This window comes from Streptomyces sp. NPDC048111 (assembly GCF_043202815.1).
GTDB lineage: Bacteria > Actinomycetota > Actinomycetes > Streptomycetales > Streptomycetaceae > Streptomyces.
Genome location: NZ_JBIDBD010000001.1, coordinates 310,121 through 326,285, shown reverse-complemented (window position 1 = coordinate 326,285; position 16,165 = coordinate 310,121). Strand labels below are relative to the sequence as shown.

Below are 16,165 nucleotides of genomic sequence, written 5' to 3'. Positions count from 1 at the left end.
CGCGCGCCCTGCGAGGGCGGGGGCGGGGGCGCCGTACTAGGCGGCTTCCTCGAGACGGGGCTCAACGACCAGGAACATGTCGCTGTCGAGGTCCATCACGACGGTGGCCGCCCGCCCCCGCCCCCTGAGCTGAGCCGCCAGCTCCTCGGCCGGCCACGATCCGCGCGGACCACCAGCGGGAAAACGCCCAATCACCGACATGGCAGCAGCCTCCCCTTCACAACGGTCATCCCTAAGGGCCTGATGCCCGCGAATCCCGCCCTCATGCCCGCCGGGCGAGGAGGTGGAACTCGGGATCGACGCCGATCAACTCGCAGCTCGCGTACCAGAGTTGAGAGGCGACGGCCGGATCGGCCAGATGGCTCCAGACAGGCTCGCGGTGCGGCTGCCCGCGCAGCCCGAACACCCGGGGTCCCCACAGCTCGCCACTGGTGACCCGGGGGTCGAGCACGGCCCGCACCACGGGCCACGCGCCGGCGTCCTTGCCCTGGAGGACGGCACCCGCGGGCAGTCCGCGCAGCCGCTCACCCGGGGTCCGTGACCACAGCGGCGGCCGTGCGGGTGTCAGGGAGTCCAGTGCGCCGCCCGGGTGGGCCACCACACTGGCCATCGGGCTGCCCACCGCGCCCAGCCGGCGGGCGAGTTCGAGCGCGGTGTACATCTGGGCCAGCTTCGACCGGCCGTAGGTGCGCTTGGGCCGGTAGTCGGCACGGGACTGGAGGTCGTGCGGGTCGAGCCGCTCCGACTTCGCCGCGAAACTGCCCACGGTCACGATCCGGGCGGCGGGCGCAGCCGACAGGAGCGGCAGCAGCCACCTGGTCAGGGCGAGGTGGCCCAGGTGATTCGTGGCGAACATCAGCTCGTGCCCGTCCGCGGTCTCGCGGCGCGGCGGATCGTCGAGCGCCACCCCCGCGTTGTGGACCACCGCGTCGAGCCGGTCCAGTTCCAGCGTCTGCACCGACCGTCGCAGCGACGACAGGTCGGCGAGGTCGAGCCGTATCCGGCTGACCCGCGCGCCCGGCACACGGGAACGGATCGAACCGGCGGCGGCCTCGGCCTTGGCGGGGTCGCGGCTGCCGAGGACCACCAGGGCCCCCGCCGAGGCGAGTTGTTCCGCGACGAAGTATCCGATGCCCGCGTTGCCGCCGGTCACCAGGACGCTCCGGCCGTCGGCGCGCGGCGGCCGGTGCACGTCCCACGGATCGGTCGCGGGGGTGGTGGGCTGCATGGCGGCTCCTTCGGTTCGGGCGGGCGGCGGGCGGCGGGGCGGCCCGCCGCCCGCGAGTGCGTCCCCACCCTCACCCCGGCTTCCGACAGCTCACCGACACCCCGCCTACACCGGCCGAAACGCCGGACGCCCACGGCTTCCCGCCCTCGCAGGCGCCCGCCTGTACGCTCTCGGCCGCGCCAGGACGATCACACTCCAGGAGCCGCCTGGACGGCGGGGCGCCACCGAGAGCCGGACGGACAGAAGGGCTTCACCCGTGCTGAGGACAAGGCTCGCCCGTACGGTGACGACGCTCGCTGTCGCCGTGGCCCTGACGGCGGGAGGTACGACCGGCGCGCTCGGCGCATCACGGGGCCCGGCGCGGCCCGCACCCGACGCGGTGGCCGTGCGCACCGCGCTGCTGCACGTGAGGGACGCGGGAGCGCCGGGCGCGTTCGCGGTGATCCGGGACCACACCCGGTGGGGGCTCGACCGCACGCTCACCGTCGGCAAGGCCGATCTGGACGGCACACCCATGCGGGCCGACGCGCGGATCAGGATCGGCAGCAACACCAAGATGTTCACGGCGGCCCTGGTGCTGGGTCTCGCCGAACGGGGGCTCATCGCACTCGACCGGCCCCTGCGCCGCTATCTGCCGCCCGGCACGCTCCCGGCGGACTGGACGATCACCGCACGCCAGGCGCTGACCCACCGGGCCGGGCTCTACGACCACGTCAACGATCTGCTGGAACAGAACGGCGAGGAGACGACGTCCGCCTTCGAGGCGCGCATCCGCGACCGCGTCTACGATCCCCGCGACCTCGTGGCCCGCTCGGTGCGGCACGGTCTCCAGCACCCCCCGGGCAGCGCCTACGCGTACGCGAACACGGGATTCGTGCTGCTCGGGCTCGCCGCCGAACACGTCACCGGCCGCCCCTACGCCGAGCTGCTGCGCGAGCGGATCCTCGAACCCCTGGGCCTGCGCCGGACGTCGTTCACCGTGCCGGAACGGCGGATCACGGGCCGGCACATCAGCGGCTACCTGACCCCCGACGACCCGCGCCTGCCGCTCCTGGACGCGACCGAGCAGAACGGTTCCTGGATCGGGAGCGCGGGCGCCGCGGTGTCCTCCGCGCGCGACCTGGACCGGTTCCTCACGCGTCTGCTCGCCGGAAGCGCGGGCGGACTCGTCAGGGACGACTCGCTGCGGCAGATGACACGGGCGCTGCCGACGGGCGCGCCGAGCACCGCGTACGGGCTCGGGCTGCGCCGGATCACCCTGAGCTGCGGGGCGGTGTTCGGCCACGGCGGGATCGTGCAGGGCTACCAGTCGCAGGCGTACGCCACCCCGGACGGGCGGCGCACGGTCGTCGTCTTCGCCAACGCCTCCAACAACGGCGCCGTCACCCAGGGGTTGCTGGACGCCCTGGAGCCGGCGTTCTGCGGCGCCGCGCCCGCGGGGCGCTCGGCGCGCCACGTGCCCGGCGCGGCGCAGGACACCGGGGTCTGACCCGGCGACCCGGGCGCCGCCCCCGCGCCCGGCCGCCTACTCGTCGTCCCAGGCCATCGCGCTCATCCGCCACCCCGAGGGCGTACGGACGAACTGGGTGATCTTGCGTCCGGCGCCCTCGAAGGGCTCCCCGTCGCGGATCCCCGACTTGGCGTACTGGCTGAAGCGCTGGGCCACCGAGCCGAAGACCTCGGTGCGCTCCTCGACCTCCCACTCGGAGAACTCCGTCAACGTGCCGTCGCCCAGGATTCTCTCGCGGGGCGCGATGAAGGCGTCGAGGTCGCAAATCACCGGCTCCGCACCGGAGTTGTTGATGATCATGCCCTGGGGGACGAACACCTCGCGGACCAGGTCCAGGTTGGCCCGAGCGCCGCCGGTATTGGTGAACGCGCTCATGAAGGAGCGCATCAGCTGGTCTATCTCGGCCTTGACGTCGGACACGGTTGCGCCTTTCACGGATGGCCCGGGCGGTGCCGGGTCGGATGCGGGCCCGACGGGCGCGCCTCAGGGCCGGGGTGCGGCGAGATCGGCGCCCGCGGGGACTTCGTAGATCTTTCCGTCCACGCCGGACCGGTAGAGCCTCCCGGCGGAGAACCCCCGCTCGCCGTGTCCGTACGTGATCTGCGTGGAAAGGTACATCCCCGACTGCACGGAACACAGGGCTCCGCCCTCGGCCCGCCAGATCTGCCCGGCGGCATGGGTGGCGATGAGCGGGCGCCCCTGGCTGTCGAGGGTGAGGCCGTCGGGCAGGGCGAGGGTGTCCGGGAGCGTGGTGGTGATCCAGCGCCGGGGGTGGGCCGGATCGTCGGCCGGGATGCGGTAGAGGCCCGGCGCGGGGGTGGTCTGGATGACGTAGACCTCGGCGCCGTCGGGGGAGACCGCGATGCCGTTGGGCATCAGGACGTGCGCCCACGCCGGGTCGACGCGCCCGTCCGGTGTCACCCGGCCGATGTTCCGGCCGCCGACGGTGGTCGTGTACACGGTGCCGTCCGGCGCGAGGGCCACCCCGTCGATGCCGCCGAGCCCGGAGGCGTACGTGCTCACCGCGCCGGAGTCGGGGTCGACCTGGAGGAGTTTCGAGACCGGCAGGAGATCGCCGGTGAGGGAGTGGCCGAGGTCGTTCCCGGTGCCGACGAGCAGCTGTCCGTCCGGGCGGACGACGATGCCGCCGTTGGCGCCGATGTTAGGGGTAAGGGCCACGGGGGCGCTGCCCGGCGCGTCGATGCGGTAGACGCGGCCGGTGAAGTACGCCGTGGCGAACATCCGGCCCCGCTGGTCCACGACGATCGACTCGGCCCAGTCCGGCACGTGGGCCACCTGGACCGGAGGCGCCGTCGTGGGAGTCCGGCACGCGGGGGCCGCGTGGGCGGGGACGGGTGTGAGCAGAGCCGCGGCCGTGGCGAGCGCGGCGGCGCACAGGGCGCCGCGGTAACCGCGCGCCGTGGTGCGGGACGTCCTGGTCGACCTCATCAAATCCCTTGCCTGCCGGGGCCGTTGGGCCGCACACGCCGACTCCGGGAGGGAGCGGCTTGGACGAGTGTGCGTCAACGGGGCCCGATGGAGGGGGAGTTCCGTCGACTTGCCCCGGGGATGCGGGTGTGTGAGATGTCACTGCCGTACGGGGTGGAGTGTGCCGGCACGCCGCGGGCCCGGGACGGCACCCATGCACGAGGTGGCTGCATGGATGGGCCCGGGCCCACGCGGAGGGCGGGGCGCTGTGGGGCGCCCGCCGGATGTGCCGTCCTCGGTGACGGCCCGCCGGTCAGTTGCGGCTGCGGTTTCCGATGACGAGCCGGTAGATGAGCAGCACGATGATCGAGCCCACGATCGCGGCGATCCACGTCGACAGGTGGAAGAAGCCGTTGATGGAGTGGACGTGGAAGATGACCTTGCCCAGCCATCCGCCGAGGAGGCCGCCCACGATGCCGATCAGCATGGTGACGAGGCAGCCGCCCGGGTCCCTGCCCGGCATGATGGCCTTGGCGATGGCGCCCGCGAGCAGGCCGATGAGGATCCAGGCGATGATGCCCATGGTGTGTCCGTCCCAACGTCGAGGTGCCCGCGCCATCACGACGCGGTGCTGGTGGTCAGCTGTTCCGAGCGGCCGATGGCCTTGCAGGAAGGGTGCCCAGGGGTGGAACCCCTATGCCAGTCACGTCGTCCATTGGAGTGCGCGGCAGTGTGGGGGCACGGCCGGGCCCGTGGGGGCACGGACCCCTCGGCCGTGCCCCGCCGCTCAGCGGCCCCGGACGCCGCCGCCCGCCGGCCACCGCCCCAGCACCGGCTCACCCAGCACCCGGGCCGGGAGGCACAGCGTCTGTCCCTGGGCGGTGAACAGGGCGTCGCGCGAGTCGTAGTGGCCCAGATCCGCGAGCACCCGCGCCGAGAGGTCGCAGGACGAGCCGGTGCCGGGGCAGCCGACGGGCCCGTCCCAGTCCACCGCCCCGCGCGACAGGGCGTCGAAGAGCGTCTCCGGGCCCGCGTTGGTGTACCCGGTCGCCGCCGGGACCTCCCCGAACAGCGCGGACGCCGCCACCCACGCCCCGTCCAGCCTGAACTCCGGCCAGGCCAGAACCACCCGGTCCGGCACCAGCATCGTCAGCCGGGGAAACCGCGGATACCAGAACGCGCCGTCGACCAGCAGTCCGCGTACCCGGGTCGCGATGCCGCAGGAGCGCGCGACGGCCTCCAGGACGGAGAGGCGCTGGCTGCACGACCCCCGGCCGCGGCGGAGGACCTCCGACACGGGCCGCCGGTCGGCCAGCGAGTACACCGGCCGCACGGTCCGTGCGATCAGCGCGTGGGCCGTGCGCAGCAGCTCGCCGTCGTCCGGCGCCCGCCCCGCCGTCACCTCGCGGACGAAGGCCGTCACGCGGGGGTGGTCCCGGTCGAGGATCGGGGTGGGCCCGACGCCTCCCGTGGCGGCGGGCGAACCGCCGGTCGTGGCGCCGCGCCGGCAGGGTGTGAGCAGGGAACTCGTCATGGGCAGCGATTGTGCAGGGGGGCGCGGGCGGCTCTCGCGGCGGGGTGCGGACCGCGCGCGGGCCGGACCGGGCCCGGGTGGCAGTGGGGGCGTGCGTCCGGGTTTGGGGTGCGCTGTGCGAGGAACGCGGTGTAGCGAGATCGATACGCATCGATCGACGGAAGACCGGTGAAAGGGAGACGCGGTGTCTGGTGTGAAGGGGTCCCTGTCCGAGGCGGACCTGAAGGTGGTCGGGCCGGCGCTGAAGGGTGCGCTCGTCGACCTGGTGGATCTGTCCCTGGTCGCCAAGCAGGTCCACTGGAACGTGGTGGGCCCGCGGTTCCGCTCCGTCCACCTCCAGCTCGACGATGTGGTGGCCACCGCGCGCCAGCACTCCGACACGGTGGCCGAGCGGGCCTCCGCGCTGGGGGTGAACCCGGACGGTCGGGCCGCCACGCTGGCCGGAGCCACCGCGATCGGCACCGTGCCGGAGGGCTGGATCAAGGACACCGACGCCGTACAGGTACTGGTCACCGCGCTCGGCAGGATCATCGAGCGGATGCGGGAGCGGATCGCGGACACGGCCGACCCGGACCCGGTGAGCCAGGACCTGCTCATCACGGTGACCGGGGAGCTGGAGAAGCACGCCTGGATGTTCCAGGCCGAGAACGGCTAGCCGGAGCTGGGACTGGAACGGGAGGGAGGGGGCGCCGGAGATCCGGCGCCCCCTCCGCATGGGTGCAGGTGTCGCCCGTTGTTCAGCCCGCTGGGCTCCCGGTCCGTCAGCTGTGCGCGACGCCGAGCTGATAGAACGCGACGCGTGCGCCGTTCGTGGTGCTGCTGGAGGACGACTGGTTGTAGGAGCCGGCCTTGAAGTACTGGCGGTAGCCGTTGAAGGAGGACGGGATCGCGTAGTGGGTCGTGCTCCCGTTGACCGTCATGTCGATCGTGTGGCCCTCCGAGACGCCGATGGTGTAGCTCCACGTCTTGCCGACGGCCACATGGCCCACCGTGTGGAGCGTCTGGCCGCCCGACGGCGAGTTCTCGGTGCCGAGCACGATGTCGCCGTTGGCGCGGTAGTACAGCTCCACGAGCGGCTTCGTGGAGGAGCCCCCGGAGCCGAGGTGGATCTGGCCGACGCAGACGTTGGACGTCACCGACACCACGCGCAGCGTCGCGTTCAGCCGGTGGCTGCCGGCGAGCGCCCAGTTCGCGTGGCTGCCGTCGCGGTTCATCTCGCGCAGCTCGGAGCGGGCGTAGTGGGAGTTGGGCGTGGTGACGCCCTTTTCGGGCGCCCAGAACGTCATCGCGCCGTCACGGCCGTCCGTGTAGAAGTACGCGTCCTGGAAGCCGTTCGCCCCCTGGAGCCGGGACGAGGAGATCGTGGTCGGCGAGCCGGGGGAGCCCACCGGCTCCTGGAGTTCCCACACCGACAGGTCGAAGTTGCCTCCGGGCGCCACCGACGGGTTCGCCGCCGGGCCGGCGGCACCGAGGACGCTCTCGCTGTGGACGGCAAGTCCGGTGGGAGAGGGCGCAGTTGAGGACGCGGGCGCCGCGAGCGCCAGGGTGCCGAGGACGGCGGCGGTGGTGGCGAGGGGCAGGAGCAGGGGGCGTATGCGCATGGCGTGACCTTCGCGTGGGGGTCAAAGGGGGTGGGGGGTGGCTCGAAGGGGGCCGACAAGCCGAGTGGTCCCTCTCCTGGTGCGCGGAGGGCCCGTTCGCTCACTTCGTTCCGTATGTTGAACGACATGCCCGGATGTGAACGGGGAAACCGTAGAGCTCCACCCCGGGCGCGTCAAGGGATGCGTACGCCCGATCCCCGGGCCGTCCGTACCCGAACTGGTCGGCGGGCGCCGCGCGTTGGGCGGCCTTCGCCGGAGGCCCCCGGCCCCGGAGGTCGACGGGGCGGCAGCAAGGACCGGCTCTGCGCGGCCCCGGACGAGGGCGTGCGCGAAGGCGCAGAGGGTATCCGGGATGGCATGGCATCAGAACCTCGGCTTCAACGCCGTACCTGGCCGGCGCTGGCGGCGCGCGCCGCCGTGGTGATCGCCGGATTCATCTGCATGGTGGCCTTCGCGGTCGTGCTGGCCAGGGCCACCCTGGTTCCCTCACCCGCGTCCGTCCGGCTGACCCACACCAATCTGCACCCGGGCGACTCCATCCGCGCCTATCTGGCCCAGCCCGACTGGCGGGACGCGGTCAAGCAGGTCGGCGGCAATGTGGTCCTGGGCATGCCGTTCGGCGTGCTGCTTCCCGTGCTCTTCCCGCGCACGCGGGGCGTGGTGCGGGTGGTGCTCATGACGGCGTTCGTGATGCTCACCGTCGAGGCCGCCCAGGGGGCCCTGGTCACCGGACGGGCCTTCGACATCGACGACGTCATCCTCAACTCCCTTGGGGCGTTCGCCGGTTACCTGCTGCTCGGCCGCCGCCTCGGCCGCGCCCTGCATCCCCGGCGCCACCACTGGTGGCAGCGCCGCGCCGCCTCGGGCACCCCCGGGGCGCCGGGGACGGAACCGGATCGGCCGGAACCGGATCGGCCGGGGCTGGAAGGCTCACCCGTGGCGGGGACCCCCGGCGTGACCGCCCCGACGGCGAAGTCGCGCCTGCCCGCGGTCCTGAGGGCGATGCGCAGGCCGGTCAGGTGAACCTCCCGCATCCGCCGAACGACTGATGCCCGGTCAACTCCCCGCTGGAATGGGAAAGTTGACCGGGCGGTTGCTGATGCGTATCCGTCGTGTCGGCTGGACCGACCTCACTCGGTGATGCCGGTGATGACCGCGTCGCCCAGCGGTGCCTGGTCCTGCGAGTAACCCGCCGTACGCAGGGCCTCGGAGACCGTGCGGCGGGCCTGCTGCTCGGCGGTCTCGGTGTCGTCGGCCTCCACTTCGAGGCGGACGCTGAAGGCCGAGGAGCCGCTGTAGAAGCTGAGCATCTCCAGATGCTCCTCCTCGCCCAGCCGGGTGCCGCGCGGGTCTGCGGGACGCAGGGCGCGTTCGAGGGTCTTGATGGTCTCCTCGGTGCGCTCCGCGAGCAGGGTTCCGGGGATCGTTACGACATAGGTGGTCATAGAGCTACCGGGTGCCCCGTCGGCCCGCTTCGTACACCCCGGGGTACGGCGAACGGGGCGCGGTGACCCTCCGTCAGGCCGCTCCGGGGGACGGCGCGACCTGGGCGATCAGGAGCGCGATGTCGTCGTGCCCCTGCGGCGGGGGCAGCGCCGCCAGGAGCCGGTCGCAGGTGGCCTCCAGAGGGAGCCGGTGGTGGGTGAGGGCGTCGAGCAGTGCGCGCAACCGGTCGTCGATCGGCTGGTCCCGCGTCTCGACCAGCCCGTCGGTGTACAGCACGAGACGGTCGCCCGGCGCGCACTCGACCGTGGTCGCGCGGAAGGGGACGCCGCCCACGCCGAGCGGGGCCCCGGTCGGCAGGTGCAGGAAGCGCGGGGCACGGCCGGGGCGGTCCCAGATCGGCGGCAGGTGCCCCGCGAGGGCGATGCGGCAGGTCATGCGGTGCGGGTCGTACACGGCGTAGACGCAGGTCGCCGTGATCTCCTCCAGCTCGGCGGTGATCCGGTCGAGGTGCTGCAGCACATCGGCGGGGTCGAGGTCGAGCCCCGCGAGGGTGCGGGTCGCGGTGCGCAACTGACCCATCGTCGCCGCCGCGTTGATGCCGTGGCCCATCACGTCGCCCACCACGAGGGCGGTCTTGTCGCCGGCCACCGGGATGGCGTCGAACCAGTCGCCCCCGGCCTCGCCGATCGCGGCGGCGGGCTGGTAGCGGTAGGCGACGTCCAGCCCCGTGGGCTGGGGCGGCTGGCGCGGGAGCAGATGGCGTTGCAGGGCGAGGGCGGCGTGGCGCTGCTGCTGGAACCAGCGCGCGTTGTCGATGCACACGGCGGCCCGGGTCGCGAGTTCGAGCGCGAGCACGGCGTCGTCGTGCGTGAACGGCTGCGGATTGCGGGCCCGTTTGAGGTCGAGGGCCCCCAGGACCTCGCCGCGCGCGATCAGCGGTACCGCCAGATAGGAGTGCAGGCCCGCGCCCGCGAGCAGGGCGGCGGCCTCCTCGTCACGGGCGATGTTCGCCAGATCGCCCGCTTCGACACGGCTGATCAGAACCGGTCGGCCGGTGGTGACGCACCGGGTGACCAGGCGGTCGGCGCTGTACTTGGCGATGTTGCCCGGCGGGTCGGCCGCCTGGAGCGCACCGGTGGGGTAGGCCGCGGCGACGGCCAGGGCACGGATGGCGACGGGGCCGGCCGCGGGGTCCTCGACCGGGGCCCTGCCGTCCAGGACCGAGTCCAGGAGGTCGACCGCGGCGACGTCGGCCAAATCGGTGACGACGAGGTCGGCCAGCTCGTGAGCGGTGCGGTTCAGGTCGAGCGTGGTGCCGATGCGCACCGACGCCCGGGCGATCAGGTCGAGCCGTCTGCGGGCCTCCGCCGCCTCGTTCGCCGCGTGGTACTGCTCGCTGACGTCCACCACCGACGTCGCGACGCCGAGCACCCGCCCGGCCGGGTCCTCCAGGCGGTAGTACGACACGTTCCACGCGTGCTCGGTCGCGGGGTCGGCCGGAGTGCGGCCGATGGCCGTCTGGTCCAGGAGCGGTACGCCGGTCTCCAGGACGCGCCGCATCGAGGCCGCGATCACCGAGGAGTCGAGGAAGGGCAGGGCCTCGTGCACCGAACGTCCGATGTGCTCGGCGGGCGTGACGCCGTTGATCCGGGCGAGGGTGGGGTTGACCAGGACGTACCGCAGCTCGGTGTCGAGCACGGCGAGACCGATCGGGGACTGCGACACGAGGCGCACCGACAGCGCGAGGTCGCGCTCCACGGCGCGCAGGGTCGGCTCGTCGGTGGCGATGCCGAGCGCGTACAGGCCGCCGTTCTCGTCCTGGAGCCGCATGTTGCGGAACTCCACTATCCGGGTGCGGCCGTCCTTGTGCCGGATCGGGAAGACACCCGCCCAGGCTCCGCCGCCGCTCATCACCTGGGCGAACAGATCGAGGACCAGGGGGCGGCGCTCCTCGGAGACCAGCAGCTTCACGGCCATCCGGCCGAGGGCCTCCTCGGCGTCCCAGCCGAACAGCTCCTGGGCCTGCGGGCTCCACAGGGTGATCCGGCCGGCTTCGTCGAGGACGATCGCGGCGACGCCCAGGACGTCGAGGAGCCCGCCCGGCTCGGACGCGGCGACGCGCACGAGGTCGAGCCCCTCCCCGGACACCTCGGATGCGTTCATCGCCATCCCTTCGTCCGCCCGACTGCCTCACACGTGTCCCAGCGCCTTCACCATCTTCTCCCCGCCCGGCGCGATCGGCAGACCAGACGCCGCAAGAGATGCGGGTGAGCACCGTGAGTGACGGGGGCGCGCCGGACCGGCCGGCGCAGGGGGCGCGCTCAGTGCTGGGGCTGGTTCCCGCGTTCCTCGTCGTGCTGGGCGAGGACCGCCAGAAGGGTGGCGACGGTCAGTCCGGCCTCGGCCGGGTGGCGCAGGGGACTGCCGGGCTCGATGCGGTACGTGTTGGAGCGGCCCTGGCGGGTGTGGGAAAGGTATCCCTCCTCCTCCAGGTCGGAGATGATCCGCTGGACGGCCCGCTCGGTGAGTCTGCAGTGCGCCGCGATGTCGCGTATCCGCGTCGAGGGGTCGTCGGCGATGGCAGCCAGCACCCGGGCATGGTTGGTGAGGAACGTCCATCCGGCGTGTGGTTCAGGTACGGCACCCATGCCCACAGGGTAGGACGTGGCATTCGCGCAAACAATCAGGGGCATCGCATTTCGTGAAAACCCTGTCGTGCGTCCGTTCGTACTCCCCTCCGCGACGTCCACGACACCACTTCCACCCGGCCCTGTGAAGCGAATCACACCCGTGCGCTGTCACGTTCCGCGGGTCCTGGGTGTCTCGATGGGCATGCCTGGACCGCTGGGCAGGGTACGAACGGGCAGCAGAGGAGACGAGCGGATGGGATGGCCGAAGTACGCGGGCGGACGGAGGCGGCCATGACGCAGGACGCCTTCACCGAACACCGCGCGCTGTTGTTCACCATCGCCTACGAGATGCTGGGCAGCGCGGCCGACGCCGAGGACGTGCTCCAGGAGAGCTATCTGCGCTGGAGCGCGGTCGACGCGGCCGGGGTCGAGCACCCCCGGGCGTACCTGGTGCGCGTGGTGACCCGGCAGGCCCTGAACCACCTGCGCGCGGTCCGGGCGCGGCGCGAGGAGTACATCGGCACCTGGCTGCCCGAACCGATCCGCACCGGGCCCGCGGTGAGCGAGGACGCGATCCTCGCCGAGTCGGTGTCGATGGCCCTGATGCTGGTCCTGGAGACCCTGAACCCCACCGAGCGCGCGGTGTTCGTGCTGCACGACGTGTTCGGCTACAGCCACGGCGAGGTCGCCGCCTCGGTCGGCAGAACGGAGGTGGCGGTCCGTCAGATCGCCCACCGGGCGCGCCGGCACGTCCAGGCCCGGCGCCGTCGCTACGAGCCGGACTCCGCGGCCACCCGCGACATCGTGCGGCGCTTCCTGCTGGCGACGTCGACGGGCGAGATCCAGGCGCTGATGGACCTCATGGCACCCGACGTGGTCCAGATCGCGGACGGCGGGGGCAAGGTGTCCGCCGCGCGCCGCCCGGTGACCGGCAGCGCCGAGGTGGCCGCGTTCGTCCTGGGCGTGGCCCGCACGAGCATCACCGAGAAGACCCGGATCGAGCAGGCCACGTACAACGGCATGCCCGCGGCCCGGTTCCTCACCGACGGCGAACTCGACTGGCTCGTCGCCTTCGAGATCGACGACGGGCGCATCACCGGTCTCTACGCCATGCGCAACCCCGACAAGCTGCACCGTGCGGACACGGTGCACCCACTCGACCGAGGAGTGTTCCCGCCATGGAAACCATGACGTCCGAGCGCGTCATCGCCGCCCCCATCGGCGACGTCTTCAGCTGGCTGACGACCACCACCAACTACACCCGCTCGCCCCTCGTCCTCCGCTGCCGCCTGACCCGCCGCGGCGAGACGGCCCCCTACGGGGTGGGCGCGGTCCGCAGCCACCTGTGGATGATCGGCTGGCTCAGGGAGCGCATCACCCGCTACGAGGCGCCGTACACCACGGAGTACGTGGTCGAGCGGAGCGTGCCGCCGTCGCGCCACGAGTTCGGCGCCATGACCTTCAGCGAGGTCGACGGGGGGACCCTGGTGCGCTGGACCACGCGCGCCGAGATGGCGCTTCCGCTGCTCGGACCGGTGCTCACGCGCGTCCTGGTGAAGCCCATGATCACCCGCTCCTTCGACAGCATCCTGGCCGCGGCCGAGGCCGCGCTGGTCCAACAGCCGCATGATGCAAGCGGGTTGAGGAGCCGTCAGGAGTCGCGGCCCGAGGGCCGTGCCTGAAAGGCTGAGGGCCAGCCTGAAAAGCGCATGGCGACCGCCCTGGCGAGATCGCCCCCGGAAGTGGCGATCCGGCCCGTCGTCCGACCGTGCCGCCTGGTCCACGCTTGCGCCATGAGCACCGACATCGGACCCCTCGACGACCCCCTCACGGACTTCACCCACCGGCTCGTGGACATCGACGGGCTGACCAAGACCGTTCATGTCGCCGGTTCGGGCCCGGCCGTCGTGGTCATGCCGGAGATGCCCGGGATCTCTCCCGACGTCCTGCGTCTGGCGCGCTGGGTGCGGGACGCGGGCTTCACCGTCCACGTCCCCTCGCTGTTCGGGGTGGACGGCGCCCACCCCACCGTCGAGGCCGGCCAGGACGTGGTGCGCCGCGCCTGTGTCAGCGCGGAGTTCCGCGCGTTCGCCGGTGGTGGTACGAGCCCGGTCACGATCTGGCTGCGCGGCCTCGCCCGGCAGGCGCACGCCGAGTGCGGTGGCCCCGGCGTCGGCGTGATCGGCCTGTGCTTCACGGGCAACTTCGCCCTCACCATGGCGCTGGAGCCGGCCGTGATCGCGCCGGTGCTCGGCCAGCCGTCGCTGCCCCTGGACGATCCCGGCGGTCTTGAGCTCGGCGAGGACGACGCGCGGGCGCTGCGCGAGCGGATCGTCCGCGACGGTCTGACGGTGCTCGCCTACCGCTTCCAGGGGGACCGCTGGTGCAGCGGCCGGCGCTTCGCCGCGTACCGGAACCTGCTCGGCGACGCGTTCGACGGCCGGACCCTGTCCTCCTCCGTCGCCAACCGCAATCCGCCGCCCTTCTTCCGCGAGGTGGTCGGCACGCCCCACAGCGTGGTCACCGCCCATCTCGTCGACGAGGAGGGACACCCCACGCTCGGGGCCCGCGACGAGATCCTCGCCTTCCTGGCCGAGCGCCTGAGCGAGCCGGGCCGGCCCGGTTGAGGAACCGTGGCGGCCCGGCACGTTCGACGGGTCAGCCGTCGATGCGGTGCTGGGTCCAGAACGAGGTCAGGTCCGTGGACGTGGCCGCCTGGGCGGCCGCCTTGAATTCGGCGGTGGTCGAGACGCCGAACCAGTGTGAAGTGGCGTAGTCCTTCAGCAACTTGGCCATCACGCTGTCACCGAGCACCCGGCGCAGATCGTGCAGGGCGCACTTGCCGTAGCCGTAGACGACCGTGGAGTACCGCGAGGAGTGGGCGTCCCAGTAGGCCATCGAGTTGGTGATCTTCTCGCTGGACGAGGCCCACGAGACGCTGTTCCAGCAGTTGGTGCCGGTCTGACCGAGGGCGAGGTCGGTGGAGTAGTCGGCGAACGACTCGTCCAGCCACGGGTTGTTGTACTCGTCGTCGCCGACGATGCCGTACCACCACTGGTGGCCGATCTCGTGGGTGAGCGCCGTGGTGGAGACCAGGTCGAGCACGAAGCCCGGGTATTCCATGCCGCCGAACCAGTAGTTGTTGTCGATCACCGCGTCCAGCTCGCCGTACGGGTAGGCCCCGAAGCGGGCGGCGTGGGCGTCCACGGCGGACTTGGCGGTGGTCAGCATGGACTGGGCGCTGGAGGAGCTGATGCCCGAGACGGAGTAGATGTTGATGGCGGTGCCGGCCGGTGAGGTGCCGGAGATCTTGCTGAACGGGCCGGCCGCCCAGGCGAAGTCACGGACCTTGGAGGCGGTCGCCGTGGTGAGGGTGCGACCGCTCGTTCCGGGGGTGTCGACCGAGGTTCCGGTCGCCGGGACCAGCAGGCTCGTGGGGTGGTCGAGCGTCACCTTGAAGTCGGCGGCCAGTGAGTAGAAGGATTCACCGTTGTTGGTGTACGGGTCCAGGTGCCAGCCCGCCGCGTCGCGGACCGCCAGGACGGGCAGCGCGTTGCCGATGTTGTTGAACGCCCCGTCCGCTCCGAAGCGGTCGGCGCCGTCCGGCACGCTGATGCCCAGGTCGAAGCCGATGGACGCGCTCTGCCCCTGCGGCAGCGGCGACGGCAGGTCGATCTTGAGGGCTGTGCAGCCGACCGACAGGGCGCCCGCGGTGCCGCCGGTGACGTTGCTGACCGTGATCGGCATGGCCGAGCAGGTGCCGTGGTAGTTGTCCCACAGCCGCAGGTACACCTCACTGAGCGGGGTGGACGAGGCGTTGGTGAACGTGGCGCTCTCGTGTCCGGTCCAGCCGGTGCCGCTGGTGTTGCTGGTGAGACTGACGGTGTAGGCCGGCGCCGCCGGGGTGCGGGTGGAGTCGGCGGGCGGGGTGGTGCCGCCGGAGGTGTTGAGGGCGATGTCGTCGAGGACGAAGCTGGTCTTGAGGCTGGAGTCCTCCGTGCCGGTGAAGGCGAGGTTCACGGTCTGGCCCGCGAAGCCGGACACGTCGACCGTCTTCTGGACGTAGCCGGTGTTCTTGTCGAGGTTCGAGTACGTCGCCAGCGTCGTGCTGCCCAGCTTCGCGGTCAGCTTGTCGTAGGCGGTCGACGTGGTCGTCTCGGTGGTGTCGATGTGCAGCCAGTACGTGAGGGTCGCGGTGCTGCACCCCGAGGGGATGGCGACGCTCTGGGAGAGGGTGTCGGTGTGGGTGCGGCCGACACCGTCGAGCCAGGCGAAGGAGGACCCGCCGTGGGCGCTCTCGCCGGTGCGGCTGGTGATCACGCTCGTGGACGACTGGGTCCAGGGCGAAGTGCCGCTCTCGAAGCCGCCGTTGGCGACCACCTGGGCCGGGGAGCAGGCTGCGGCCCGGGGGGCCGCGGCCGACGCCGAGGCGGCGGGAAGAGAGGCGGCGGCCAGCGCGGCGACGGCGCAGACGGCCAGCGCGGCGGACTTGTGGGGGGTCGATCTCACACGGAACTCCTTTGAGGCGGCCGGGGTGACGGCCTGCTCGGTGGCGGCTCTCCGGCTTGGGTGCGCCCGAGGGCCGCCGCGGTCGGTGTGCGGCACGCGCACGATCGCTGAGGTGAGACGTGAAGCGGTGTCTTCCTGGGCTCAGGCCGACAACCGGGAGGCAGCTTGGCAGGTATGACCAGGTCATGCCAAGAGAAATGCGGCGGCCTTCCGTGCCCGGGCCGGGATTGACAGGCTCGCGTCGACCAGACCATGATTCCACTAGTTGACTAGTGGAAT

Annotated in this window: 17 protein-coding genes; 6 read left to right on the top strand and 11 right to left on the bottom strand. The window is 72.2% G+C overall.

Annotation, left to right across the window (positions count from 1 at the left end):
• Window positions 1–36 precede the first annotated feature (36 nt).
• Together ACGF3I_RS01505 and ACGF3I_RS01500 are read right to left on the bottom strand one after the other, a co-directional pair.
• Complete coding sequence (locus tag ACGF3I_RS01505) at window positions 37–201, bottom strand: hypothetical protein (protein ID WP_393128465.1); 165 nt, start codon at window positions 199–201, stop codon at window positions 37–39.
• Window positions 202–262: 61 nt separating this feature from the next.
• On the bottom strand, window positions 263–1,228 hold the full coding sequence (locus ACGF3I_RS01500) for an SDR family NAD(P)-dependent oxidoreductase (protein ID WP_393128464.1): 966 nt from the start codon (window positions 1,226–1,228) through the stop codon (window positions 263–265).
• A gap of 256 nt (window positions 1,229–1,484) precedes the next feature.
• Between ACGF3I_RS01500 and ACGF3I_RS01495 the strand changes: the two genes are divergently transcribed.
• Entirely contained in the window at window positions 1,485–2,717 is a 1,233-nt protein-coding gene (locus tag ACGF3I_RS01495; protein WP_393128463.1) for a serine hydrolase domain-containing protein, read from the top strand.
• Window positions 2,718–2,753: 36 nt separating this feature from the next.
• On the opposite strand, the gene ACGF3I_RS01490 is transcribed toward ACGF3I_RS01495, so the two are convergent.
• The 4 genes from ACGF3I_RS01490 to ACGF3I_RS01475 all read right to left on the bottom strand — a co-directional run bounded on the left by ACGF3I_RS01490 (window position 2,754) and on the right by ACGF3I_RS01475 (window position 5,700).
• Window positions 2,754–3,158: a DUF4440 domain-containing protein gene (locus ACGF3I_RS01490; protein ID WP_393128462.1), complete on the bottom strand. Its 405-nt coding sequence runs from the start codon at window positions 3,156–3,158 to the stop codon at window positions 2,754–2,756.
• 63 nt (window positions 3,159–3,221) lie between these two features.
• A complete protein-coding gene (locus ACGF3I_RS01485) occupies window positions 3,222–4,187 on the bottom strand; it encodes an SMP-30/gluconolactonase/LRE family protein (RefSeq protein ID WP_393128461.1) in 966 nt (321 codons plus the stop codon).
• A gap of 292 nt (window positions 4,188–4,479) precedes the next feature.
• Window positions 4,480–4,749, bottom strand: a complete 270-nt coding sequence (locus ACGF3I_RS01480; protein WP_393128460.1) for a GlsB/YeaQ/YmgE family stress response membrane protein — start codon at window positions 4,747–4,749, stop codon at window positions 4,480–4,482.
• Between the two features lie 204 nt (window positions 4,750–4,953).
• Window positions 4,954–5,700 (bottom strand): transglutaminase domain-containing protein, encoded by a 747-nt coding sequence (locus ACGF3I_RS01475; protein WP_393128459.1) that lies wholly within the window; start codon window positions 5,698–5,700, stop codon window positions 4,954–4,956.
• Between the two features lie 184 nt (window positions 5,701–5,884).
• Between ACGF3I_RS01475 and ACGF3I_RS01470 the strand changes: the two genes are divergently transcribed.
• Window positions 5,885–6,355, top strand: coding sequence for a Dps family protein (locus ACGF3I_RS01470; protein WP_393128458.1), 471 nt, complete (start codon window positions 5,885–5,887; stop codon window positions 6,353–6,355).
• A 106-nt stretch (window positions 6,356–6,461) separates the two neighbouring features.
• Here the strand turns inward: ACGF3I_RS01470 and ACGF3I_RS01465 are convergent, their stop codons facing one another.
• A complete protein-coding gene (locus ACGF3I_RS01465) occupies window positions 6,462–7,301 on the bottom strand; it encodes a polysaccharide lyase family 7 protein (RefSeq protein ID WP_393128457.1) in 840 nt (279 codons plus the stop codon).
• 357 nt (window positions 7,302–7,658) lie between these two features.
• Between ACGF3I_RS01465 and ACGF3I_RS01460 the strand changes: the two genes are divergently transcribed.
• The gene (locus tag ACGF3I_RS01460) at window positions 7,659–8,324 is read left to right on the top strand and encodes a VanZ family protein (protein ID WP_393128456.1); all 666 of its coding nucleotides are present in this window, start codon (window positions 7,659–7,661) and stop codon (window positions 8,322–8,324) included.
• 107 nt (window positions 8,325–8,431) lie between these two features.
• Here the strand turns inward: ACGF3I_RS01460 and ACGF3I_RS01455 are convergent, their stop codons facing one another.
• The 3 genes from ACGF3I_RS01455 to ACGF3I_RS01445 all read right to left on the bottom strand — a co-directional run bounded on the left by ACGF3I_RS01455 (window position 8,432) and on the right by ACGF3I_RS01445 (window position 11,395).
• The gene (locus tag ACGF3I_RS01455; RefSeq protein WP_393128455.1) at window positions 8,432–8,746 is read right to left on the bottom strand and encodes a hypothetical protein; all 315 of its coding nucleotides are present in this window, start codon (window positions 8,744–8,746) and stop codon (window positions 8,432–8,434) included.
• A gap of 73 nt (window positions 8,747–8,819) precedes the next feature.
• Window positions 8,820–10,910, bottom strand: a complete 2,091-nt coding sequence (locus tag ACGF3I_RS01450) for a SpoIIE family protein phosphatase (RefSeq protein ID WP_393128454.1) — start codon at window positions 10,908–10,910, stop codon at window positions 8,820–8,822.
• Between the two features lie 158 nt (window positions 10,911–11,068).
• Window positions 11,069–11,395 (bottom strand): helix-turn-helix transcriptional regulator, encoded by a 327-nt coding sequence (locus tag ACGF3I_RS01445; RefSeq protein WP_393128453.1) that lies wholly within the window; start codon window positions 11,393–11,395, stop codon window positions 11,069–11,071.
• Window positions 11,396–11,668: 273 nt separating this feature from the next.
• Between ACGF3I_RS01445 and ACGF3I_RS01440 the strand changes: the two genes are divergently transcribed.
• The 3 genes from ACGF3I_RS01440 (at window position 11,669) to ACGF3I_RS01430 (ending at window position 14,004) form a co-directional block, all read left to right on the top strand.
• Window positions 11,669–12,568 (top strand): RNA polymerase sigma-70 factor, encoded by a 900-nt coding sequence (locus ACGF3I_RS01440; protein WP_393128452.1) that lies wholly within the window; start codon window positions 11,669–11,671, stop codon window positions 12,566–12,568.
• A complete protein-coding gene (locus ACGF3I_RS01435) occupies window positions 12,556–13,059 on the top strand; it encodes an SRPBCC family protein (protein WP_393128451.1) in 504 nt (167 codons plus the stop codon). Before ACGF3I_RS01440 ends, ACGF3I_RS01435 begins: the two co-directional genes overlap by 13 nt.
• 111 nt (window positions 13,060–13,170) lie before the next feature.
• Window positions 13,171–14,004, top strand: a complete 834-nt coding sequence (locus tag ACGF3I_RS01430; protein WP_393128450.1) for a dienelactone hydrolase family protein — start codon at window positions 13,171–13,173, stop codon at window positions 14,002–14,004.
• Between the two features lie 31 nt (window positions 14,005–14,035).
• Here ACGF3I_RS01430 and ACGF3I_RS01425 read toward each other — a convergent pair whose 3' ends face one another.
• Window positions 14,036–15,886, bottom strand: coding sequence for a M1 family aminopeptidase (locus ACGF3I_RS01425; protein ID WP_393128449.1), 1,851 nt, complete (start codon window positions 15,884–15,886; stop codon window positions 14,036–14,038).
• Between the last annotated feature and the right edge of the window lie 279 nt (window positions 15,887–16,165).

What these genes read in the sequence shown, in the direction of transcription:
- ACGF3I_RS01505 (WP_393128465.1), bottom strand. Translation starts at nt 201, where the DNA reads ATGTCGGTGATTGGGCGTTTTCCCGCTGGTGGTCCGCGCGGATCGTGG.
- ACGF3I_RS01500 (WP_393128464.1), bottom strand. Translation starts at nt 1,228, where the DNA reads ATGCAGCCCACCACCCCCGCGACCGATCCGTGGGACGTGCACCGGCCG.
- ACGF3I_RS01485 (WP_393128461.1), bottom strand. Translation starts at nt 4,187, where the DNA reads ATGAGGTCGACCAGGACGTCCCGCACCACGGCGCGCGGTTACCGCGGC.
- ACGF3I_RS01480 (WP_393128460.1), bottom strand. Translation starts at nt 4,749, where the DNA reads ATGGGCATCATCGCCTGGATCCTCATCGGCCTGCTCGCGGGCGCCATC.
- ACGF3I_RS01475 (WP_393128459.1), bottom strand. Translation starts at nt 5,700, where the DNA reads ATGACGAGTTCCCTGCTCACACCCTGCCGGCGCGGCGCCACGACCGGC.
- ACGF3I_RS01465 (WP_393128457.1), bottom strand. Translation starts at nt 7,301, where the DNA reads ATGCGCATACGCCCCCTGCTCCTGCCCCTCGCCACCACCGCCGCCGTC.
- ACGF3I_RS01460 (WP_393128456.1), top strand. Translation starts at nt 7,659, where the DNA reads ATGGCATCAGAACCTCGGCTTCAACGCCGTACCTGGCCGGCGCTGGCG.
- ACGF3I_RS01455 (WP_393128455.1), bottom strand. Translation starts at nt 8,746, where the DNA reads ATGACCACCTATGTCGTAACGATCCCCGGAACCCTGCTCGCGGAGCGC.
- ACGF3I_RS01450 (WP_393128454.1), bottom strand. Translation starts at nt 10,910, where the DNA reads ATGAACGCATCCGAGGTGTCCGGGGAGGGGCTCGACCTCGTGCGCGTC.
- ACGF3I_RS01445 (WP_393128453.1), bottom strand. Translation starts at nt 11,395, where the DNA reads ATGGGTGCCGTACCTGAACCACACGCCGGATGGACGTTCCTCACCAAC.
- ACGF3I_RS01440 (WP_393128452.1), top strand. Translation starts at nt 11,669, where the DNA reads ATGACGCAGGACGCCTTCACCGAACACCGCGCGCTGTTGTTCACCATC.
- ACGF3I_RS01435 (WP_393128451.1), top strand. Translation starts at nt 12,556, where the DNA reads ATGGAAACCATGACGTCCGAGCGCGTCATCGCCGCCCCCATCGGCGAC.
- ACGF3I_RS01430 (WP_393128450.1), top strand. Translation starts at nt 13,171, where the DNA reads ATGAGCACCGACATCGGACCCCTCGACGACCCCCTCACGGACTTCACC.